Annotated in this window: 22 protein-coding genes and 1 pseudogene; 5 read left to right on the top strand and 18 right to left on the bottom strand. The window is 41.4% G+C overall.

Annotated elements, in window-relative coordinates; genetic code table 11:
* Nucleotides 1–101 precede the first annotated feature (101 nt).
* The 7 genes from IP510_RS05640 to IP510_RS05610 form a co-directional block, all read right to left on the bottom strand.
* The gene (locus IP510_RS05640; RefSeq protein WP_194363812.1) at nt 102–587 is read right to left on the bottom strand and encodes a DUF305 domain-containing protein; all 486 of its coding nucleotides are present in this window, start codon (nt 585–587) and stop codon (nt 102–104) included.
* A 27-nt stretch (nt 588–614) separates the two neighbouring features.
* On the bottom strand, nt 615–2,015 hold the full coding sequence (locus tag IP510_RS05635) for a copper resistance protein B (RefSeq protein ID WP_227669529.1): 1,401 nt from the start codon (nt 2,013–2,015) through the stop codon (nt 615–617).
* Nucleotides 2,016–2,040: 25 nt separating this feature from the next.
* Complete coding sequence (locus IP510_RS05630) at nt 2,041–3,741, bottom strand: copper resistance system multicopper oxidase (RefSeq protein WP_320154178.1); 1,701 nt, start codon at nt 3,739–3,741, stop codon at nt 2,041–2,043.
* 117 nt (nt 3,742–3,858) lie between these two features.
* Nucleotides 3,859–4,503, bottom strand: a complete 645-nt coding sequence (locus IP510_RS05625; protein ID WP_194363811.1) for a DUF411 domain-containing protein — start codon at nt 4,501–4,503, stop codon at nt 3,859–3,861.
* Between the two features lie 139 nt (nt 4,504–4,642).
* Complete coding sequence (locus IP510_RS05620) at nt 4,643–5,236, bottom strand: c-type cytochrome (protein ID WP_194363810.1); 594 nt, start codon at nt 5,234–5,236, stop codon at nt 4,643–4,645.
* Nucleotides 5,237–5,340: 104 nt separating this feature from the next.
* Entirely contained in the window at nt 5,341–5,637 is a 297-nt protein-coding gene (locus IP510_RS05615) for a hypothetical protein (protein ID WP_227669528.1), read from the bottom strand.
* A 177-nt stretch (nt 5,638–5,814) separates the two neighbouring features.
* Nucleotides 5,815–6,099, bottom strand: a complete 285-nt coding sequence (locus IP510_RS05610) for a hypothetical protein (protein WP_194363809.1) — start codon at nt 6,097–6,099, stop codon at nt 5,815–5,817.
* A 243-nt stretch (nt 6,100–6,342) separates the two neighbouring features.
* Here IP510_RS05610 and IP510_RS05605 point away from each other — a divergent pair, with 243 nt between their 5' ends.
* From IP510_RS05605 to IP510_RS05595, 3 genes are all read left to right on the top strand, one after another.
* A complete protein-coding gene (locus tag IP510_RS05605) occupies nt 6,343–7,065 on the top strand; it encodes a heavy metal response regulator transcription factor (protein ID WP_194363808.1) in 723 nt (240 codons plus the stop codon).
* A 1-nt stretch (nt 7,066) separates the two neighbouring features.
* Nucleotides 7,067–8,617 (top strand): ATP-binding protein, encoded by a 1,551-nt coding sequence (locus IP510_RS05600; RefSeq protein ID WP_194363807.1) that lies wholly within the window; start codon nt 7,067–7,069, stop codon nt 8,615–8,617.
* 757 nt (nt 8,618–9,374) lie between these two features.
* Entirely contained in the window at nt 9,375–9,713 is a 339-nt protein-coding gene (locus tag IP510_RS05595; protein ID WP_194363806.1) for a hypothetical protein, read from the top strand.
* A 288-nt stretch (nt 9,714–10,001) separates the two neighbouring features.
* Here IP510_RS05595 and IP510_RS05590 read toward each other — a convergent pair whose 3' ends face one another.
* The 9 genes and pseudogenes from IP510_RS05590 to rutA all read right to left on the bottom strand — a co-directional run bounded on the left by IP510_RS05590 (nt 10,002) and on the right by rutA (nt 18,236).
* Nucleotides 10,002–10,598, bottom strand: a complete 597-nt coding sequence (locus IP510_RS05590) for a malonic semialdehyde reductase (RefSeq protein WP_194363805.1) — start codon at nt 10,596–10,598, stop codon at nt 10,002–10,004.
* A gap of 18 nt (nt 10,599–10,616) precedes the next feature.
* Nucleotides 10,617–11,393 carry a pyrimidine utilization protein D gene (rutD, locus tag IP510_RS05585; RefSeq protein ID WP_194363804.1) on the bottom strand — a complete coding sequence of 259 codons (777 nt, stop codon included), beginning with the start codon at nt 11,391–11,393 and terminating at the stop codon, nt 10,617–10,619.
* 87 nt (nt 11,394–11,480) lie between these two features.
* Nucleotides 11,481–12,182, bottom strand: a pseudogene (gene ribB, locus IP510_RS05580) (3,4-dihydroxy-2-butanone-4-phosphate synthase); the annotation flags it as partial.
* Between the two features lie 109 nt (nt 12,183–12,291).
* A complete protein-coding gene (locus tag IP510_RS05575) occupies nt 12,292–13,791 on the bottom strand; it encodes a CoA-acylating methylmalonate-semialdehyde dehydrogenase (protein WP_194363802.1) in 1,500 nt (499 codons plus the stop codon).
* 39 nt (nt 13,792–13,830) lie between these two features.
* Nucleotides 13,831–15,189, bottom strand: a complete 1,359-nt coding sequence (locus IP510_RS05570; RefSeq protein ID WP_194363801.1) for a solute carrier family 23 protein — start codon at nt 15,187–15,189, stop codon at nt 13,831–13,833.
* Between the two features lie 33 nt (nt 15,190–15,222).
* A complete protein-coding gene (rutF, locus tag IP510_RS05565; protein ID WP_194363800.1) occupies nt 15,223–15,804 on the bottom strand; it encodes an NADH-dependent FMN reductase RutF in 582 nt (193 codons plus the stop codon).
* A gap of 131 nt (nt 15,805–15,935) precedes the next feature.
* The gene (rutC, locus tag IP510_RS05560) at nt 15,936–16,319 is read right to left on the bottom strand and encodes a pyrimidine utilization protein C (RefSeq protein WP_194363799.1); all 384 of its coding nucleotides are present in this window, start codon (nt 16,317–16,319) and stop codon (nt 15,936–15,938) included.
* Nucleotides 16,320–16,398: 79 nt separating this feature from the next.
* Nucleotides 16,399–17,118: a pyrimidine utilization protein B gene (rutB, locus tag IP510_RS05555; RefSeq protein WP_194363798.1), complete on the bottom strand. Its 720-nt coding sequence runs from the start codon at nt 17,116–17,118 to the stop codon at nt 16,399–16,401.
* A 14-nt stretch (nt 17,119–17,132) separates the two neighbouring features.
* Nucleotides 17,133–18,236: a pyrimidine utilization protein A gene (gene rutA, locus IP510_RS05550; protein ID WP_194363797.1), complete on the bottom strand. Its 1,104-nt coding sequence runs from the start codon at nt 18,234–18,236 to the stop codon at nt 17,133–17,135.
* A 542-nt stretch (nt 18,237–18,778) separates the two neighbouring features.
* Here rutA and IP510_RS05545 point away from each other — a divergent pair.
* Both IP510_RS05545 and IP510_RS05540 read left to right on the top strand, forming a co-directional pair.
* Nucleotides 18,779–19,414, top strand: a complete 636-nt coding sequence (locus IP510_RS05545; protein ID WP_320154177.1) for a TetR family transcriptional regulator C-terminal domain-containing protein — start codon at nt 18,779–18,781, stop codon at nt 19,412–19,414.
* 116 nt (nt 19,415–19,530) lie between these two features.
* On the top strand, nt 19,531–20,238 hold the full coding sequence (locus IP510_RS05540; protein ID WP_194363796.1) for a hypothetical protein: 708 nt from the start codon (nt 19,531–19,533) through the stop codon (nt 20,236–20,238).
* Nucleotides 20,239–20,585: 347 nt separating this feature from the next.
* Here IP510_RS05540 and IP510_RS05535 read toward each other — a convergent pair whose 3' ends face one another.
* Both IP510_RS05535 and IP510_RS05530 read right to left on the bottom strand, forming a co-directional pair.
* Nucleotides 20,586–21,989 carry a YjiH family protein gene (locus tag IP510_RS05535; RefSeq protein ID WP_227669525.1) on the bottom strand — a complete coding sequence of 468 codons (1,404 nt, stop codon included), beginning with the start codon at nt 21,987–21,989 and terminating at the stop codon, nt 20,586–20,588.
* Between the two features lie 99 nt (nt 21,990–22,088).
* The gene (locus tag IP510_RS05530) at nt 22,089–23,048 is read right to left on the bottom strand and encodes an arginase (RefSeq protein ID WP_010199096.1); all 960 of its coding nucleotides are present in this window, start codon (nt 23,046–23,048) and stop codon (nt 22,089–22,091) included.
* Between the last annotated feature and the right edge of the window lie 199 nt (nt 23,049–23,247).

The following is a 23,247-nucleotide window of genomic DNA, read 5'->3' as shown; positions in this document are numbered from 1 at the left end:
TAGTATAAGTAATGATATAGTACTGGCGTGTGAACGTATACTTTTCAATAGGCTGCTTACTTAATGCTACCTAATACAGAGTGCTCAAAGTTTGTGACTGTTTATTCAAGCTCATCAATTAACTGCTTCATCTCAGCGATTTCACGTTTTTGTGCTTTTATAATATCGTCAGCAAGCTGCTGTACACGCGGATCTTCAATATCAGCACGACTACTGGTGAGAATAGCAATCGAGTGATGCGGTATCATCGCTTGCATCCAATCGACTTGGTCGACCGTTGCTTGTGATCTGACGCCCCAAATACCAACAGCAAACATCAATACGCTCAGACCATAGATCATCAAATTGATCTTGGTCTTCTTATACATATTGGTCATAAATGCCAACATGACCACTGCCATACCGGCACCCATGTAAAGCGCCATATAAGCTCGGGTCTCACTAAAGTAAATATGATCCCATTGATAAGTATTGAAATACATCATGATGTACATCACAATCGTAGACGTCACAATCATCAGGGTGAACTTTACATAAGGGTTCATGCCCTGTTGATGATTCATGGTGTTTTGATCTGAAGTATTCATAGTATATCCCCTATTATTTTAATAATATTAAAACCAGAATTTAACTCCCGCAGTCAAACTACTGCTATCAACCGACTCATCTTCTTGACGTCGTTGACCACGAGCCTTGCCAAGCGCTGTCTCATAACTAACACCCACATAAGGGGCTAGCTGGCGACTGAACGTCTCATAAGTCAGCCTAACCTCAGCTTCCATCTCATTAAAGCCCTTGGTAATGTCATTATCATGGTCATCTTTACTAAAGGCTGTCAGTCCAACCTCCGGTATGACTACCCAATGCTGATCCAAACGCCATTCGTACTCTGCGCCTAAATCAATGCGAAGTTGACCATCAGTATATAAGTAAGCTCTCGCATCGGTTTCGATGAAATAAGGCGCGGTACCGACAATACCTGCCATCATTGCAGCGTTATCGTTTTCAGTATTGTAAGCGACACCAGCTTCACCATTCCAAAAAATGCTCAGTGGTTTCCAATAAGCAAGCGAGCTCAAGCTATCTATTTCTTTATCATCTTTAGTCTGAGCACTACCTTCGGTGCGTAGCCTTATACGATTACTATCAGTCCCATACCAACCCGTCGCTTCAAAGTTGATTTGGTCTTCATCGAACTGATAGCCCAAGTCATCTACTGAGACTCCCCATAATGGCATGCTGCCCATCATCATTGGCTTACCATACTGCCCGTAGGGAACACCGTTTGAATAGTCTGGACTACGAGCATCGGCTGGTGGCTGCCCACCTTGCATCCCTGACATATCCATACTGCCATGATCCATGCCCGACATGTCCATACCACTGTGATCCATACCAGACATATCGCCCGACATATCCATACCGCTGTGATCCATGCCCGACATATCACCTGACATATCCATGCCGCTGTGATCCATACCAGACATATCCATGCTGCTATGATCCATATCAGACATATCACCGGACATATCCATGCCGCTGTGATCCATACCAGACATATCCATGCTGCTATGATCCATATCAGACATATCACCGGACATATCCATGCCGCTGTGATCCATACCAGACATATCCATGCTGCTATGATCCATATCAGACATATCACCTGACATATCCATGCCGCTGTGATCCATACCAGACATATCCATGCTGCTATGATCCATATCAGACATATCACCGGACATATCCATGCCGCTGTGATCCATACCAGACATATCCATGCTGCTATGATCCATATCAGACATATCACCGGACATATCCATGCCGCTGTGATCCATACCAGACATATCGCCTGACATGTCCATGCTGCTGTGATCCATACCAGACATATCGCCCGACATATCCATGCCGCTGTAATCCATATCAGACATATCAGCAGCTGTTGCAAAAGAGGATGTGAGCAAAACTAGCGATGACAAACCAATGAATGGCAGATTTTTCTTAGATATTTTCATAATAAGCCTCATATTTGAAGGTTTGTTAAACAACGGCAACTTCTCTGAACATACCGGCTTCCATGTGATAAAGCAGATGGCAATGCCACGCCCATCGTCCAAATTCACCCGTCACATCAAAGCTAATCTTTTGCGCAGGTTGCACCACAATCGTATGTTTACGTACCTGAAAGTCTCCAGATGGCGTGCGCAAGTCGCTCCACATACCATGCAGGTGCATAGGGTGATTCATCATGGTGTCATTGACTAAGGTGATACGCACGCGCTCGTTAGGCTTAATATTGACAGGGGTTGCATCCTTGAACATGACACCATCTAAGGCCCAAATATAGCGTTCCATGTTACCCGTTAAATGTAGCTCGATCTCTCGGGTAGGCTTACGCTGCTCTGCAAATATGGCCTCATCGACAGAGCGCAGCTGACTATAATTCAGTACGTCACGATTGATATTACGCAGGTTGATACCGGGGTCATCGAGGTTCATACGTGGACTGTCGACACGCATATCAGATTTAAAGTCATACTCGGTCTTAGCATGCTTTGCTTTATAGCCTTTATCACCCATCGCACCCATCATATCGGCCATGGTCAGCCATTCGATCTTATCCATAGCAGGTATTGCGGCACGAGCACCTTTTTTGGTTGCAAGCGTGGTCGCGACATAGCCTGAACGATCAATGTTTTGGGCAAATATGGTATGCGCGTCTTGAGTAGGCGTGACGATGACATCATAAGTCTCAGCCACCCCAATGCGGAAATCATCAATCGCAACGGGTGCGACATCAATACCATCTGTTGCTACCACAGTCATCTTGAGACCCGGTATACGCACATCAAATATGGTCTGCGCTGAAGCATTGATAAAGCGTAATTTAACGGGCTGTCCTGCTTTTACTAGTTGTGTCCAATTAGCCGCTGTGGTCTTACCATTCATCAGATACGTAAAAGTCTTCTCACCAGATAGATCGGTGAAATCCGTCGGCATCATGCGCATCTGATTCCACATTTTGCGCTTATCAAACGCGGTTTTCATATCTGTTTCGGCAATATCTGACAGCAGCTTCTTAAAGTCTGGCAGATGATAATTGTCAAAGTCTGCGCGCTGTTTGAGCAGCTTCAGTAGATTGTGCGGGTTGCGGCTGGTCCAGTCACTAAGCACAATAACGTGGTCTTCCTCGATTGGATGACGCTCACGGCCTTTTGGCTCAATCACAATGGCACCCAGCATACCAGTTTGTTCTTGGAACCCACTGTGTGAGTGATACCAATAGGTGCCTGATTGTTTGAGTTTGAATGTATAGGTAAAGGTACTGTTCGCAGGAATACCATCAAAGCTGATACCCGGCACCCCATCCATCTCAAAAGGTACGAGCAGACCATGCCAATGGATAGAGGTTGATTCATCCATCTGATTATGGACACGGATGATGACTGTATCGCCTTCACGCATCTTTAGCGTTGGTGCTGGCAGCGAGTCATTAATGAGTGTCGCCATGCTCTTTTTACCATTCACAATAGCGGACTGTTTACTGACGTATAAATCAAACTCTGTACCGGTTAGAATGGGTACGATATGGTCAGCTTTATCACTATTGATGGCTACATTTTGCTGCCCTTTACCGAGCGCACTATTGGCAATAGACGGCAGTGTGGATAGCATGGATGCCCCTAACAAAGTAGAAGATCCTGTCAAAAAACGCCTGCGGTTAAGCATATTTTTGTTCATAATAATTCACCTGATTTATATCCATAAAGTGAGAGTTGAGTCTATATTTATCAGCTAAGCCTATGTCTTTGGCCGCTGATTAATAGAGCTGGATAAGCTATTTAAACGACAACCAAGCTAGATTTGCTGCTGAGGAGATTCAATAGTGGCATACACTTCTGTGGTACCGTCTTTGTTAAGCTGCATCACTTTATACGGCATAAATTTATCTTGGTATTCCATACCAGGGCTACCGACTGGCATGCCAGGTACGGCAAGACCGATTGCATCACTTGGCGGATTCTTTAGAAACTGTGCCATGTGCTTGGCAGGGACATGGCCTTCAAAAACGTAGCCATCAGTAGTCACGGCGGTATGACAAGAGCGCATTTGCTGAGGTACGCTGTAGCGCTCTTTAAACAGGGACAAATCTTCAACATTCTGCGCGGTTGCATTTAGGCCATGACCTTCGGCATAACCGACCCATTCTTTACAGCAGCCACAATTGGCATCTTTATAGACAGTAGCTGACACACTTCGCAAAATAGTTGATTGGGTATCTAAATGAGCGCTGACAGGCATTATTTCCGCTTTTGGTTGCTCTGTTTGCGCGGTTTGCGTAGTGATAGATGGCTCAGTCGCTGGTGTTGAGTCAGCAGCAGTGGCATTAGGCTGACTACAAGCGGCAATCGTTAACGAGAGTGGCAAGACCACGATCGCTGAGAGCACACGACCAGATATCTGATGATGTGCATTAATAAATCTATTAGTATAGCGTCTCATAAAACCACTCCTGAGCGTCTGTCTGACGAGTAAATTTATAAAAATCAAAGCCGTATTACTGAGTCATGTAATACTGGTATCACTTAAAATGACAATCGCAAAAAGCAGCACCATTGAGCACTGCCTCTCTTACGAAAAATCAATGTTGCATGCCGGATCCATCACCTGACATATCCATCTCACCATCAAATGACATGCCCAACATATCATCGTCTATCCTAGTCGTCAGCATGGTGTATTGGGCTTCATTTAATTCAGGTAACGATCTGATAAAAGCGACCATTGCCCACATTCTATCATCATCGTGCGAAGCGCCCCATGCTGGCATACCTGATGCCATAATGCCGTGTTTAATGGCCCAAAATGCTTGCTGAGCACCTACTTCTGTTTTATAGCGTTCAACCAATTCAGTATTGGTAAAGCTGGGCGGCTTTGGATATAAACTTGCACTAAAATCAGTGCTTTCTACCCCAGGAGACAAATGACAGCCTGCACACATATCTTTGTAGTCTGCCCCGCCCGAGCTGATCATGTCTGTCTTTTCTAAGTTTGGAACCGCAATGTCCTTACTAGCATTTGCTATTGAACGCGTGCGAGCGGTCTCTAAAAAATCGTAAACCAGCGGACTATGGGCTTGATCAGCGCCGATATTTATCACACCACTGGTCACCACCATAAAAATGCCCACAATAGCGACAAAGACAGTAAACAGTATTCCTAGTAAAAACTTCATAGGTTTGTCCTAAAAATCCATTTTATTAATACCCAATTACGGCTCGACAAAACCATCTAACAATAATATTAAATTTCTATGATCCACTTCTATAAGATCAATGTCTAAGAGTCACCTTTACTAGCAACACAGTGCTTCTGGTACATCGCTTTCATTTTGTCCATGTTAGTCATCATGGCTTTCATAGCAGGATCGTTCATATCCATTTTGCTATGATCCATTTTGCCCATCATCTGCATGTGCTTTTCCATTTTTTCGCAGTTCATTTGGTCTTTTTCAGCATGCATCTTAGGATCGTGTGCCAAGGCTGACGTTGAAACGACTAAAGCTATAGCGGTGGCTGTGATTGATTTAGACAGTGACATTGATTTGAGCAGTTGCATTGATTTGAATAGTGACATGGTAAATCCTTATTTGATTTAGTATAAAGTCGAAAAGACTTTAAAATATTAAGTTACTCTACAGCATACTTTATTGATTCTGACAGAGAGATGACTGCAAGATTACAATTCTGTCATCTTACTATTTATGGTTTTTAATGTTGTCAGCAATCCTTTAGTATGACATTAAGGCTGATATTACTTATTACTGCTATATTTGTTTATGAAGTATTTTTCAGACTGTAGATGTTGATCTTTGTGTTCAATCTCACAAGCCACTCTCGCATCGATATAGCTTTTCATTTGTGTGCTAGAAAGCTGAGCATCATTATGATCCAAGTTTTTTGCAAAGTCAGTCACAGCGTCGCAACTACTGATAATCGAAGTGCTTAGATCAGTAGTATGCGCATTAGCAGTGGTAATGCCGATAAGTACCGAGACTGATAGCAGTACTGCTTTTTTGAATGAATCGCGAATTTTCATATAAAACCTCTTTTGCAAGTTGTTAGGTGTTTAAGTTATTAGGTCATTAAATTAATGACCTGTAAGAATAATTCATAGCCGCTAGATATTAGGAACGAGCACCTATGTTTCATTCATATAGATTAGCAAATGAAGACTGACAATCTGATTACGAGCACATGACATCTTTGTCAGCTAGCAGTCAATGCTGTCATCTGTGCTGCTTAGAACGTTAAACAATCATAATCGTACTGAGAAATTCCAATGAAAGTCCTACTGGTAGAAGATGAGTTGAAGCTTGGCGAGTATATAAAAAAAGGCTTAACCGAAGCTGGGTTTATCGTGGATCATCACCTAACCGGTCTAGATGGCTATCATGCATTGATGACTGAAGAATTTAGCGTGATCCTAATGGATGTGATGCTGCCTGATGTTAGTGGCTTTGAGCTGGTGCGCAATTACCGAGCAGCGGGTAAGCATACGCCTGTGCTATTTCTAACGGCAAAAGATGACTTAAGTGACAAGATAAAAGGGATTGAGATTGGTGGCGATGATTATTTGACCAAGCCTTTTGCGTTTGCAGAATTGATCGTCAGAATAAAAAGTCTATTACGACGCGCCAATCAAGCCGATTATCAAAGTACGATCCTGCAAATAGCGGATCTCAAGATGGATATTGCCAAGCGCACGGTACATAGAGGCGGCAAGCCTATTAAGCTCACGGCAAAAGAGTTTTCCTTACTACAGTTTTTATTAGAGCGCCGAGGTGAAGTGCTACCACGCACTGTGATCGCCTCCCAAGTATGGGATGTGAATTTTGATAACGATACCAATGTGATTGATGTGGCGATAAGGCGTCTGCGTATAAAAATAGATGATGATCATGAGGCGAAGCTGATTCATACGGTACGCGGTATGGGCTATCGGTTAGAGGCTGTCGATACAGCGCTTGATAGCAACCCATCTTATGAAGTCGGCAATATCTAAGATGAAATATAAGGTGGATAATCGGCGCTTACCACTATTGTGGCGTACTGTGTTGCTGCTCACGATATTCGTTGTTGTGTCACAGGTCATTATTTATATATGGATACAGCACTCTGTTAAAGGTCATTTTGAGCAGATGGACGCTGAGATTATGACTCATGCGGCTTTTAACTTACGTAAGCAGGTGGCAGAGCCTAACAGCCCTATAGCCTCCCAAACCCCAATAAGCTCTCAAACGCTACTAAACAACCAACAGCCGTTAAGCTCGGCACCTGATGCGAAACCTGATATCAATACGCCTACTTCAGTGGTATCAGATGAAGCTGATCATCTGCACTCTTCTTGGTTAGACTACGATCTAAAAACCGTTATCGCCAATAAAGAAGGACAGATACTGTCTAGTACCCCCAACAATTTTGCTCAAGAGCTAGGAGACGGGTTTAATCTGTCCTCACTGAGACAAGATAATGGTAAGCAACAGTTCGTGATGAATGTCAACAGCCGATACTATCGAGCGATGGTCATTGAAGATGACAAAATGCTTGCGCTTATCGCATTGCCTATCGATGTGCATCATCAATATTTATTACAGTTCAATCGTCAGCTTAGTATGATTTTGTTCGCGATTACATTGTTGCTTGTCTCAGTAGCTGCGTTGAGTGTGTATTGGGGTTTTGCGCCTTTAGCCACTATCGTCCAAAAAATGAAAGGTATAAACCTGCAAAGGTTAGACGAAAGAGTTGTGGTTGGCGATATGCCGTTAGAACTGCGGCCATTAGCAGAGTCTTATAATTCGATGATGGTCAAGCTTGAAAGTAACTTTGAGTCTTTGTCACGGTTTTCAGACAATATTGCTCATGAGCTACGTACGCCAATAGCGACGCTGAGTACACAAACGCAGGTCATGTTAACTAAGCCAAGAGAAGGCAACGAATATATTGAGCAACTGCATCATCAACATGACACGTTAGAGCAGCTGTCAGCCATGATAAACAATATGCTGCTACTGGCGAAAACCCAAAAAGGGTTAAGTGACTCGCAAATCAGTCACGTGGATACGGACCGCTTAATCACAAAGCTTATAGACTATTATGAAATAATTGCCGAGGATCGTGAGATAACTTTTGAGAAATCAGGTGATTTCGAAAAGGTATTAGGTGATGAAGGCTTATTGCAACGGCTGTTTGCCAACCTGATGTCAAATGCCATTCATTACGCAGCTAGCGGTAGTACTATCCTAATATCCGCCACCGTCCTCGCCTCAGCCACCTCAATTAATATGGCTAAAAACGAGGTTCGACCCTCAAAGCAGCCATGGTTAAGAATAACGATGACCAATCGTTTAGACAAACCGTTAGATCAGAGTCAAGCGGATCAGTTATTCGAGCGATTTTATCGTCATGATAAGACTAGCCATCAGTACGCAGGTACAGGATTGGGATTGTCTATCGTGCAGGCTATCGCTAATGCCCATAAAGGTAAAGTCAGTATTACTATCAAAGAGGAATATTGTTTTGAGGTTAAGGTAGAGTTGTTGATGGCCAAGTATTAACCCCTCCTCATACTATAAAGCTTAGGGATTAGAAACGATAAGTATCGATGGATTAACAGAATATTAAGTTAGGTCTACTCATATTGTGAGAATAATGACGGTACCCTAGTGAGGACTTGGAATCTTCGGCTTTAGACTGCTTATATCAATAGTCTGAGTTATTGACATAACAGTGTGTACTTCACATACATATTCGTGATCGGTGCGCTATATAAGCATCAATCACGAGCCAGTTCTATTGATTCAAAACAACTGGTTCACTTTTAATGAGTGGTAATAGACCTAGTCCAAAGCTCTAGTATTTTTAATTCCAGTTTGATTAGGGCGTGTCTTCAATTCACTCGATAGTCATCTCAATGGGCTAAAAATGGCTAAATCTTGCCAAACATCGTCAAATAGCTGGTTAATATCCCGATATTATCTGCGCTATTTTCCTTGTTTGACGGCAATTTATCTCATTTTTATCACCATTTTTGAATTAAAGACACGCCCTAGTCTTTGCATATTTTTAGATATATAGCGCTTCAGCAGGGTAGTAAATATACAGTGTTATCAAAGCTGTAATAAACAAAGGCAGATAAGCGTAAGTCGTTACCCTTCTTAAAATTTCATCAAACTACGCAACGTTTTAATCCCTTATCATTCTTGTTGTCGATAAGGGGTTGATAGAGAGGCGCCTTATCTAATCGAAATCGCTAATGTTAGATGATTTTGCAAACTTGTTTATTCAACCAAGATATATAAAAAGGATAACACCATGAAAAAATTACTATTAGGCTCACTATTAGCTGCTTCAACTTGTATAGCAATGATTGCTCCTGCAACAGCCGCTACCAATACTGCCACGCCAAATTCAGCACAAATGCAACATAAAGACGGTACGCACAAAGGACCACTTTCAAAAATTAATCTAACCGCTACACAGCAAGCACAAGTTAAATCTATTCATGATAAGTATCGCAGCCAAGGCAAAGATGGTCGCCAACAGGCTCGAGCTGAGATTGCAAAGGTCTTAACAGCACAGCAACGTTCGCAGTTAGAGACAATGAAAGCTGAACACAAAGGCACTGGTGAGCATCGCGGTCATGGAAATTAATGCCAGACAGTTAAAGTAACCCCTCTAAAGAAGTGACAAAATAGCCCATCTACAATAGATGGGCTATTTTTCTATGTAACAACAAGAACTATTGGAGGCTTTTACTACTAAGCATTATTGAAGTTACTAGTTTGTACTTTTCGTGACCCTTGCTGTCAATCCCGTAGACTTAAACTTGGGAGATTTTAATCAGACAACTGGCGGGATTTTTTTTAGGCATACCCCAACGGAACCACCCTAAAAAGCCTCTTAAACCTATCCCAAAATCACACAGTCCAGTGGGGTTTCTTATAAGATCTGGCAAGCCTCATCAAAGTCTAATCTTGGGAGACGGCTATATAATTGATCGGGTTCGCCATAACCTATATTAATCAGTAGATTTGAGGTCCAGTTGCTACCTTCAAGAAAGGTTTTATCCACCAGTTCATTATTAAATCCAGACATGGGGCCGGTATCTAAACCCAAGGCTCTACAAGCCAAAATTAGATAAGCCGCTTGCATAGAACTGTTTCTAAACGCCGTTTCTTGTATGAGTTCAGGGCTAGAGTTAAACCATGATCTGGCATCCGTATGTGGAAACAATTTAGGAAGTTGCTCATAAAATTCATTATCATGAGCGACAATCACTGTAATAGGTGCTGTCATTGTTTTTTCGATATTACCTGATGACAGTGCTGGCTCTAAGCGTGCTTTAGCGTCATCAGATCTGAGAAATACAAACCGTGCCGGTGAACAATTGGCCGAGGTGGGTGCCATTTTAACTAAGTGGTATATCTCTTCAAGTAGTGCATCTGGCACGTCTTTTTGTTGCCAAGCGTTAAAGGATCTGGCCTTACCAAACAGTTGATCAAGACCTTCTGGAGATAACGATAGGAAATCAGTCATAGTACGTCCTAATTGATATTAGATTTTGGATAAGAATTGAAGGATTTTGCTGTTGGTTGAGCAGGTCTCAGTGATTGTACTGGCATGTCCACCCGTCACCATTAACTCAAACTGTGCGTTTTGTATACTACTGGCCAAAGCCAAACCACGTTGCCATGGCACCAACACATCATCGAGATTGCTTAAAACCAACGTTTTGTTTTTGATATACTTAGCGTTTATCAGGGGCTGATAAGCTTGTAAAGCTTTTAATCTCGTCAAGACATTCTTAACGGGAGCAAAGTTAGCAATTGCTTTATCTTCTTTTTGTGTGAGTGCTTCTATGTTGTCTGAGATCCATATAGGCGGGTACAAGAATATCGCTTGGGCACGTACAAAGGCTTCTATACCTGTGTTTTCTATCAAGCTTTGTCGCATGCTAAAACATTTAATAGTATGAGGATCGAGGCTTTCCCACCCATTTAAGATAGCCAGTTTATCTAACAACTCTGGCGCTTTATAAGCGACTTCCATACCGATAAATCCGCCAAGTGCGTGACCGACGAAATGACAGTTAGATAGACCTTCTTTTTTCAAAATTTCAATTAATTGTTCTGCTAAATCTTGCATAGAATAGCTGTCGGGTAAGATATCGCTATCAGGCGTTACCCCCTCTTGTTCGTAGCAAATAACATTATAATGCTCGGTAAAACTCTCAATTTGAGGTAACCAAAAATCAGCATGCCCGCCTAAACCTGAACTAAATACGATCGTTTCTGTCGTGTCGTTCTTACAAGGATATTTTTTAACTAACATAGGGTTTCATCCAATTTTAGTAAATTTCAAATTGCGGTAAAAGTATCTAATAGCTTATAAAATCAAGTTAAATTAAACTGACTAAATCAATTCAACGGTACGCTCATCGCTTTCATCATATTCATATACTACGGTTTCTTCGAAGTTTTCGACTTCGCTTTCATCTTTACTTTCGACAGCCTCTTGAGACTTAATATATTTGATTAACGCGTCTATGGTGCCGACCTTTAAATTATGAATATCGGCAAATTTCATCAGATCATTTCTACGAGCCATTTCACCATCTTGGTTGATAATCTCTACAATAACTGCAGCAGGCTCCAAGCCAGCCAGTCTCGTTAGGTCACAACCTGCCTCCGTGTGACCAGCGCGCTCTAGAACACCACCTTCTTTAGCCACTAATGGAAAAATATGACCTGGGGTTACAACATCATCAAAGGTAACGTCTTGAGACACGGCAGTTCTGATAGTCTGAGCTCTGTCTGCCGTTGATATACCGGTACTTACGCCTTTTGCTGCATCAATGGAAACGGTGAAATTTGTACTGTAAGGTGCTTGGTTGTCTTTGCACATCAGAGGTAGTTTTAATTTTTTGCAACGCTCGGAAGTCAAGGTCAAACAAACCAAACCTCTGGCATGTGTAATCATAAAATTAATATCATCAGGTTTGGCCAAACTGGCTGCCATAATCAGGTCACCTTCATTTTCCCGATCCTCATCATCCATGATTATAACCATCTTGCCTGCTTTAATATCTTCAATGATTTCTGGTATTGTATTGATATTCATAAAATCCACCATTTGCATTTATATTTGCTTTTGTATGTTGTTATGTAGAGCCTATTGTCAATTAATCACACGCTCTACATAACGTCCTACGTTTGATACTGCCGTATAGCTACTTCATAGAAATAGTAGTATTTACGCCTTCACTCGCATCCTCATCAAACCAGCGTGATATCACCGTTTTAGTCTGTGTATAAAACTGCACCGCTTGCTTACCATAAGGACCTAAGTCACCGAGCTTACTCGCTCTAGACCCTGTAAACGAAAACATCGGTAGCGGTACTGGAATTGGTAAATTAATACCAACTTGTCCAACATCGATATCTTGTTGGAACTTATGTGCATGGGCGCCAGACTGGGTAAAAATGGCAGTGCCATTGCCATTCGGATTGGTATTGATAATCTCAATGGCTTCCTCAAGCGTGTCGGCATACATAATGCACAAGACAGGACCAAAGATCTCTTCGGTATAGCAGCTCATATCCGTTGTTACATTGTCCAAAATAGTTGGGCCAACAAAGTTGCCGTTTTCATAACCTGCCACCTGACAACCGCGACCATCTAGTCTGAGATGTGCCCCTTCGTCTATGCCGGCTTGAATTAAGCGCTCGACACGGGCTTTGGCTTGCTTAGATATTAGAGGACCTAAGTCTTTGTCATCCTTGCCAGCGGCAACGACTAGCTGTGCTGATTTTTCTACAATCTCATCAACCCACTGTTTAGATTCCCCAACCAATACCACGACAGACAGTGCCATGCATCGCTGACCCGCTGCACCAAATGCTGCGCCTGCTAATTGATTCAGACTTTGTTCTTTATTGGCATCAGGCATGATAACAGCATGGTTTTTCGCACCCATCATACATTGCACACGTTTGCCAGCCTGACCTGCACGATCATAGACATGCTTACCCACTGCTGTTGAACCAACGAAAGATATCGCTTTTATGTCAGGGTGATCGCACAGCGCATCCACCGTATCTTTACCACCATGAACCACATTTAATACCCCTTTTGGTATACCTGCCTCAAGCGCCAACTCGACCAATCTCATGGTAACGATTGGGTTTTGTTCAGAGGGTTTTAAGATGAACGTGTTGCCTGTGGCGATGGCCATTGGAAACATCCATAGCGGTATCATGGCAGGGAAATTAAAGGGAGTAATACCTGCACAGACACCTATTGGCTGCTGAACGGTATACATATCCACACTACTGGCGACGTTTTCAATGTAGCCCCCTTGTTGCAAGTTGCCGATACCTGATGCGTGTTCTACGACCTCAAGACCTCTAAACACATCGCCTCTAGCATCTGCCAGCGTTTTGCCTTGTTCTTCAGTCAATAGCGCCGCCAGCTCATCCATATGTTCACGTATCAGTTGTTGATACTTTAGAAAAACACGGGCTCGTTTGCTGATGGGTGTGATACGCCAGCTCTTAAAAGCCTCAGCGGCCATTTTGATGGCTTGATCAATCTCCTCAGGTGTTGATTGTGGTACCTTGGCGATAACTTCTTGAGTGGCTGGATTGGTGATATCAATCCATTCTGTAGTAGTCGATTCAGTAAATTCGCCGTTTATCAATTGTTGTACGTTGCGTAGTTCTGCAGTCATGACACGATTCCTTAAGGTAATATCAAATAGGGTTTAATTTTATGGATTGAGCTTCAAGAGCGGTTCTGATGTAGCGATTTCTCTCTCAGTGGTCACGCTCATCTCTTTTTGTTTGTTTTTAAAATTGAAAGCGAGGTTCATAAGAATGGCTAAAAAAGTAGCGGTACCGATACCACCCAAATCGAAGCCCGCAATGTTTAGTGAATAGTTGCCAGTGCCTAGGATGACTGGAACGGCGGCTACCAACATATTGCCATTCTTGCTAAAATCAATTTTTGCATTCATCCAAATACGCGCGCCAGCAATCGTGATTAAACCAAAGACAACGATTGAAGCACCTGTCAAAATGGCTACAGGAATGGTACTGATCAAGGTGCCAAACTTAGGGGATAAGCCCAATAGAATGGCGAAGACACCTGCTATGACAAAGACAACTGTAGAGTAAATTTTGGTCGCTGCCATGACGCCGATGTTTTCTGCATAAGTCGTCATACCAGTGCCGCCTACCGAAGCCGAAAGCGTGGTACAAAGGCCGTCAGCAAAGAACGCTCTACCCATATAAGGTGAGATGCTTTTGCCAGTCATGGCCTCTACTGCTTTGAAATGCCCAAGGTTTTCAGCGATCAAGATGATAAATACGGGTGCGATGACTAATATGGCACTGGTCTCAAAGACAGGAGAATACAGTGTTGGCAGACCGAACCAAGCAGCATTCGCAATTGGACTAAAATCGATAGGTTTGCCCATGCCCATCACATTCGTTAATAGGAAATAAATAAAATAGGCAGCGACCAGTCCTATTAACAGTAGCAAGCGTCTGACCATCCCTCTGGTAAATACGGCGACCGAACAGATACACAACACGGTGACCAACGCCATCCAAGAATCAAAGCTACTGCCGATGACGCTTTGTATGGTGACAGGCGCTAGGTTCAACCCGATAATCATCACAATGGATCCAGTGACCACAGGTGGCATCAAATTCTCAATCCATCCTGCACCTGTCTTCATCACCAGCAGACCCATCAATGCGTATAAGACCCCGCAGACCAGTGTGCCCCCAAGCGCAATGCCAATATTTGGATTAATACCAGTGCCGCTATAGCCTGTTACTGCTGCTACCGCCCCGATAAATGCAAAGCTAGAGCCTAAATAGCTTGGTACGTGACCGCCAGTAATGAGAAAGAAAAGTATCGTACCTATACCAGTAATAAGCATGGTTAAGCTAGGATCAAAGCCCATCAGTAAGGGAGCTAAGATTGTCGCACCGAACATTGCGAATGAGTGCTGTGCGCCTAACACCACACTTTTACCCATTGGTAGATACTCATTGATACCTACCGGCGTCGTTTCTAGGTTTCCAGTATAGGGACGCCATTTAACAAACCATTTATCCATTTTCAATATCCTTAAAAAGTAGAGGGATGTTACTTAGTTCGTGCACTTACTTAATTGATGATAGTCTCGATTGAAATAGATGAGACTTTCGCAATCAGGCTTGTGTTTGATATCCAATACTTCACAAATAAGAATATCGTGAGTTCCCACCGAGCTAATGAGTTTGATCTTGCAATCAAAAGAGATACTGGCATCTTCTAGTACAGGCGATCCTGTCGACAGCGTAGACCAACTGCCTTGTTCGAACCTTTCTTCCAGAGATTTTTTACCCCCGAACACACCGCTTAAATCTTTATGTTCAAGAGCAAGTGTATTGACGCATAGCACCATGTTTTCTTTAAAAAAATGGTATACAGAAGCGCTTCTGTTTAAACACACCAATAGGGTTGGTGGTGAGTCAGTGACACTACACACAGCAGAGGCGGTAAATCCTGCCCGCCCTGCTGGACCCTCAGTGGTGATAATGTTGACGGCGGCAGCCAAATTACTCATCGCATCTCTAAAAGATTGCTGCATGTCAGTTAAGTTTGCTGCCGTAGAGGTGAATGATTCTTTAGATTTATGTTTCATTAATGAGGATTGCGTTACTTGGCTTTCTTTAATTACTGTATTCATCTGTCATTTCCTTTTAAACAATATTCCGCCACACGTGTAGTTAACTAAAGCGCCCTACTACAGTCCAATGCTAGGGGTTCCATGTCAGGTAACTTTAAATTCACTAACTGCAGTCATTTTTAAACAGGTCTTTATCCAATGTGCGCTATGGACGCGATTTCAACTAAAGCGTCTGGTTTTACCAACCCGCATTGGATACAAAATCTTGCTGGCTTTTCATTGGGAAAAAACTCTGCATAGACTTGATTGACTGCATCATAATCTGCCCAATCTTTTACAAAGATTGAGTTAAACGTCACATCATCCATATCGCCGCCAGCGATTTGAATCACGTTTTTGATCGTCGTTAACACATGACGAGTTTGAGCGGCTGCATCACCCACGTGTACGACATCGTTGTTTTCATCAAAGGGTAAAGTGCCGGAGACATAAACAATATTGTCGGCCTTAGTAGCAGGTACATAAGGGGCTAATGGCTTGCTAGTACCTTCAGGTATAATCACTTGTTTAGACATATCTACATTCCTAGTGTGGTTAGGTTAAGTATGAAGCGCTTGGTTTAGGTTTTGGTTTCTTAGCTAGCTATTCAAAACATTAGCTATCTGTAAAACACTGCTGCATGCTTGCAACATCAGACACCCAACCAAAAAAGGTTTTTACGTTATATAGTGTGGCCTCATGAGCCTCTACTGGTCCTGCCTGATAACAAGCGTCATCTAATAACACGCCAAAATACTCAAGGAAAAATCCATCTCGAAGCGTAGATTCAACACAAACGTTAGTCGCTATACCAGTGAGTAATAAGTTACGTATGCCTCGTGACCGCAATACACTATCAAAATTGGTGTTCGCAAAGCCGCTATATCGGGGTTTATCTATAACGATGTCTTGAGGCGCAGGGCTAAGCTCGTCGACCAACTCGTAATCCCAGCCCCCTTTCGCCAACAGCGTTCCCTCAATTTCAGGATTCTTACGCATGGTTTTTAAGGCATTTGACTTGTGATAATTAGGCGAGCCACTACCACCAGCTTCGACATACTTGTTGTCCCAGCCATTTCTGAAGTAGATGACTTGTATACCGGCTTGGTGTGCAATATCCACGGCTTGCTTTATTTTATCGATGACGGGTTTGGTCGCTGTGACATCGAACCCAGCCAAATCCAGATAACCGCCCTGACTGGCATAAGCGTTTTGCATATCTACTACGATCAATGCCGTCTGGGAGGGATCTAACTTGATAGGTTCAGGCAACGACTCTAAAACAGGAGAAGATTCCTTGGTAAAGTCTGCACAAATTGTATTAACCGAATTCATATCCGCTCCTTTTATTAGGCTTCGCTGATAGCTTGGCTGGCAATTGGGGTATCGACATTGATACGGCTCTTCATCAGGGGTTGAATTCTGCTACCAAAATCCTCAACACCTTGCACGAAGTCATCAAAAGTAAGTAAGACGCCATCAGTACCTTGTATCTCACCGACTTCATCTAACATGCTGGCGACGTTTTCAAAGGAGCCAACCAACGTCCCCATATTGATATTGACGGGTGAAACGCTCGAGGCCATATGACGAATATTGGTGTCCTTGCCTGATGTTTTGTCCTTGCCACCTTGTGACTGCAACCAATCAATGGCTTCAAAATCCGCACCGTCATTGTACGACTGCCATTTTGCTTGGGCTTTTTCATCGGTCTCATCTGCAATGACCATAAAGAGCACATAGGTCGGAACATTGCGGCCCGTCTTATCCGTGTGTACCTTTAATCGGTCATTGATACCGGCATAAGCGGTAGGTGTGTTTAGACCTTTACCAAAGACAAAGTTGTAATCAGCATGCTTTGCAGAAAACGCTAACCCTGTATCTGATTGACCCGCACAGATAATTTTCATATCCCCTTTTGGAATGGGCTTCACTTGACAGTCATCCATCTGGAAGAACTCCCCCTTCAAATCAGATTGGCCTGTCGCCCACAGATCTCTCAAAATTTGGACATATTCAGATAGGTAGTCATAGCGCTTACCAAAATAATCGTCGCCTGGCCACATGCCCATTTGTCCATATTCTGCTTCTTGCCAGCCAGTCACGACATTCAATCCAAACCGTCCGTTTGAGATACTATCAAGCGTCGATGCCATTCTTGCTACGATTGCCGGTGGCATGACCAACGTCGCCGATGTGGCATAGATTTTTATTTTGGACGTGACCGCAGCCAATCCCGCCATTAAGGTAAAGCTTTCAAGGTTATAATCCCAAAACTCCGTCTCCCCGCCAAAGCCGCGTAGCTTAATCATCGAGAGCGCAAAATCAAAACCATAGTGTTCAGCACGTTGCACAATTTGCTTATTAAGCTCAAATGTTGGCTTGTACTGCGGCGCGTTTTTTGAAATTAACCAGCCGTTGTTGCCAATCGGACAAAAAATACCTATTTCCATAATTTCACCTATACGTTTGAGGAAGAAAGAGCTGTAAAAGAAATAAAGATTATTTCATGTTTTTTACGTAGCATAATTTATGCCAAATTAATTAAGTGTTATTTATCAAATACTTATCGTTTTTGTATAAAAAAATTTTTAGACCATATGGTTTAAAAATATGCATGAAAATAGTGCGGATGTTATAAAATAGTGCAGAATGTTGTAAAATGGTGCACAAATGTAGAAACACTTAAAATGTGTATTTTGACGGCCATCTAGATGAGAATGGCGCTAAGCGAGTGATAAAAAGAAGACTAACTGATACTAGATTGGCACTAGATTACTGAGCTTGAATGACACTAGGTTTCTGAGTTCTCTGACGCTATATTGCTACAGTCAGAGAGCTCATGAATTGACACAGTGTTAAACGCTATCGACGCCATTAGCATATCCGTTTGGGTTAATTAGTGGCTTATGTGCTTGGGTGCTTTGACCCTTTTTTAAATTGAATCAACTGTCACTTAATAGATTTATATGACTTTATAGTGAGGGACAACATAGTGAGAGAAGATGTGCTAAAGAAAGAGATGGAAACGAGTTCAAAGGTATTAAAAAAGAAAAAGCACATCATTAAGGCGGCGTTAATCGTATTTTCCCAAGAGGGATTGAATGGGGCGCGAATGGAGAAAATTGCTGAAGAGGCTGATATATCTAAATCAAATATATTTTACTACTTCGACAGTAAAGAGACGCTTTATATTGCGGTTTTGGAAACGGTGCTGAGTGAGTGGTTGTCACCTTTAAACGAGATGAATGCCAACCAAGATCCAAGAGAGGCTCTTATAACTTACATCGAAGAAAAATATAAAACGTCAAAAAAGTCGCCTGCAGCGTCAAGACTATACGCATTAGAGATTATTCAAGGGGCGCCTCATTTAATGACCTTATTAAAAGGACCTTTGAAGTCCTTAGTTCGAGAAAAAGTAGCCGTGATTGATGGCTGGATTGCAGACAACAAGCTTAAGTCCGTTTCTGCCATCCATTTAATTTTCCATATTTGGGCGGTCACTCAGCACTATTCTGATTTTTCTACGCAAATTGAAGCAGTGTGTAATCATAATTTGAAAAATAAGAAATTCGCTACTAGCGCGTTAGACACTAGTATTCAACTTCTAGTAGACAGTCTGATTGTATGATCTATGCTGTTAATCACAGAATTGAGATAACAACAAGGCATGAGATGCTATTTCTCAAAAACTGGACTATAGTAAATGTCAGTAATATCTGATTAAGCAAACTAAGGGATTAAACCATGAAAACACTGGGAGTTTGTGTTGCAGCAGGATTGTTATTAAGCGCTTGTGCTAGTGGCATAAGTGGTGGCATGACGATTAATACCAACTCAAACAAGATAGTGACTCAGTATCCTGTTGAGACTGCGTTGCTCAATATCTATACCAGAGCCTATAGTGATCGATTATATACGCTGATTGATGATCAATTATTCGTCGTTGATACCCAAATAACACCAAAGGGCGTTATAAAGTTTAATAATAAACAGGTACAAGGTGCTGAGGCCGTTGCGACCACGATAATCAATAATCAAGTGGTGGATAAATCAGTTGGTATCAATTACTTTACTTTGGATCCACTGGTATTTCATGGTTTTACTGGTGATGTAGACGAATATTCAATTGCAACCCAAACCAAACCTATCCCAAAAATAGCCAACATCAATGACTCAAGCACCTATCTAACTGAGCAGGTGTATACTGATAGCAGTAAGCGTAAACATTTAAAAACGTATACACAGACATGGTCCTTAAAACAAGAGAGTAATGACACCGCATGGTTTTGCATAGAAAGCTCTGAAAACCTATTACTCAGCGATGATCCTGATGGCCCCACAACTGAATGCTACAAGATAAATGCTCAAGGCGATATCTTAGCGAGCAAAATTACTATCAGACAATCCAGTAAAGACGGCAGTACTAAGGCTATAACATTTGTTAGTAAATAGTCTATGACATAAACTTAATTGTAAAGTATTCCTTAGATACTAATGCACGTAATGCGTTTAGGTCTAAAATATGATCTGTCTTAAGATTACCTATCTATAGTCGGTACAATGTAATTTGGCTACAAGGAAGATGAGCAAAAGTGCTACGAATTGTAGACTGAGCAAGTCTGACACCGTACCCGCTTTATATGGGATTGATTATCACCAGTATTGACACTATTTGCTTCTATGAATAGTAAAAAAACCACCTATCAAGGTGGTTTTTTGCTGCTGATTTTTTGTTCAAACGTGGTGTATCAGGCTTTCAGAAAATTCTCTTGCGAAGCAAAAATTGCAATTTAATATTATTAAAAAATCATGTGCGCACATAATGCAATAATCGGTAATGAGATAATGGTTCTTAATAGAAAGATTATCAATAACTGAAAAAAGCTCACTGGAATTTTTGTGCCTAGAATCAATCCGCCTACTTCCGACATATAGATCAATTGAGAGACTGACAAGCAAGCGATGACAAACCGAGTTAACTCTGATTCTATTGAAGAGCCGATAATCGCAGGCAAAAACATATCGGCAAAACCTACCATAATGGTTTTTGACATTTCTGCTGCAAAAGGTATATTCAATAACTCTAAGAATGGGATAAACGGCATGCCTAAATAATCAAATACAGGGGTTTCTTCTGCAACGATTAAACCCATCGTCCCAATTGCCATAACGACAGGCAATATCCCGATCCACATATCTAAAATATTTTTTAACCCATCATTTAAGAAGGTAGAAAAGCTTGGACTCTTTTCTGCTTTTTGAACGGCTTTATGTAAGCTGTGGGTAAATAATGTTTTTCCTTCAGGAATGGTTTCGTGATCTCTATCACTATTTTCTACTACATACGTATCGTCAATTTTAGATAAAGGAAATAACCTTGGTACGATTAAGGCACAAACAATACCGCATAAAGCAACCACCCCAATCATATTGAGAAAGTAGGTTTCTAGCTTAACCTGAGAGATGACAACCAAACAGAATGTAATCGAAACTGCTGAAAAGCTGGTAGCAATAACGGCTGCTTCTTTTTTGGTATAAAATCCGCCTTCCAATTGTTTATCAGTTAATAACACGCCAATAGTGCCATCACCCAACCATGAGGTTAGACAATCTACAGAGGACCTACCGGGCAAACCAAATAAAGGTCTCATTACTTTACTTAATAAAACACCAAAGAACTCTAATAAGCCAAAATCAAGCAGTAGTGGTAGCAATAATCCAGCTAAGAAAAACACGATAAAAAGTATTGGCATTAACTCATATAATATCAATCCACCGATACTATCTGAATATATTGCCTCAAACCCAAATTTAAAATAGGTAACGACAACGAAAAACGCACCAAGCATTCTAATAATAAGCCAAGGGGTTGTGACGTTCAGTAAGTTGTTTAAAAATGCATTGTTTAGAATCACTGAAGGCTTCATGACCTTAGTATATAGCGTACAGCACAGTGTAATCATAATAGAGATTACAACAAACAGTGGCAAAAGGCTGCCCATATAACCCTGTATATAATCCTTTAGCACAGAGATAGGAATGGTAAATCCTTCTGCATATGATACAAACTTACCATCTACATAGGGAATTGGAAATACGAAAAGCAACAGACCGATTATAGAAGGTATAAAGAATTTTAAAAACTGTCTGATACTGATATTGCTAACATCTTGACTTGAAGAACTAGATTTAATAATGTCCATATTATTGTTACTCGCAGTCCATTTTTTAACTAGCCTAAATAAATATTTGCAATAAATATATTTAGGCTAGATGCTTTAAATTATTTTAAATATTTAATATTAGTAATTCTTTAAAAGAGACTGTGTAACTTTTTCTAAGATTTTAAATATTCTGGTTGAGTCATCTTTTGAATTGTTATATAAAGGATTAATTTCTGCCATTTCCCAGCAGCATACTTTCTTATTTTTGATTAACTCTATGTTAAGTTGCATGGCTTGTTCGTATGACAGTCCATTCATTGCAGGCGTACCGGTTCCTGGCACGTACAAAGGGTCAACACTATCAACATCAAACGAGACATAGATATGATCGCAATATTCTAGCTTCTTAAAGATCTCCTCTACTGTAGAACTGATGCCTTTTTGAGTTATCTCAGCAACGCTATATAAAGGGATTTTATGTCTTCTAATTAAATCCATCTCTTCTTCTTGATAGTCTCTAACCGCGCAAAAAACCACATTTTCTGGCTTGATTGAGGGTTCATCAGATGCCATAAATTTCAACTTTTCCCAATACTCTTTTTCTTTTTCAGAAAGCTCATTGCGCTGGCATTCTAGATTGTCAATGGCACAAGCCATCGCCAAAGGCATGCCATGCATGTTCCCTGATCCACTGGTGTATGGTGAATGAAAATCAGCGTGTGCGTCTATATAGACCACACCAATTTCAGCATCAGGATGCGCCATTTTTAGGCCATGCATTGTTCCTGCGCAGCTAGAATGATCTCCAGCTAAGACAATTGGGAATTTATTCTCATTTCTTATATCTTTTATTTTATGTGCTAACTTAGAGATAATCGGTTCAATCACATCAGCATATTTTGCATGCGCAAATTGTGATTCCCCTTCACTGTTGCTATCATCCTCAATACTGTCGAATTGCAATTTTTCAAAATAATCTGCATTAAGCTCTTTTGATGACGCTTTTAATGCATCAATGCCTAGAGAGGCGCCTTTTTTATAGCCTGCGATATCTGAATAAACTTCTACTATTCTTATATTTTTCATCATATCAGTCATGATTTTATCTCTATTAAATAAAATAATTTTTACATCATTTCAATTAAATTCATTTTATATATGAAAGCTCTTGAAAATCAGCAGGTACATTTGAAAAATAAACATATCCATAACTGTTCAAGAGCCATACTAAATATAGAAAAAATTTAAAAAATAATTTTGGTTTTAAACCTTATACAAAATTAGACGTACTTTTAGA

It is taken from the genome of Psychrobacter sp. NG254 (genome assembly GCF_015277735.1).
Taxonomy (GTDB): Bacteria; Pseudomonadota; Gammaproteobacteria; order Pseudomonadales; family Moraxellaceae; genus Psychrobacter.
Note: the sequence above shows the minus strand (reverse complement) of the source record. Positions and strands in the feature narration are given on the sequence as shown.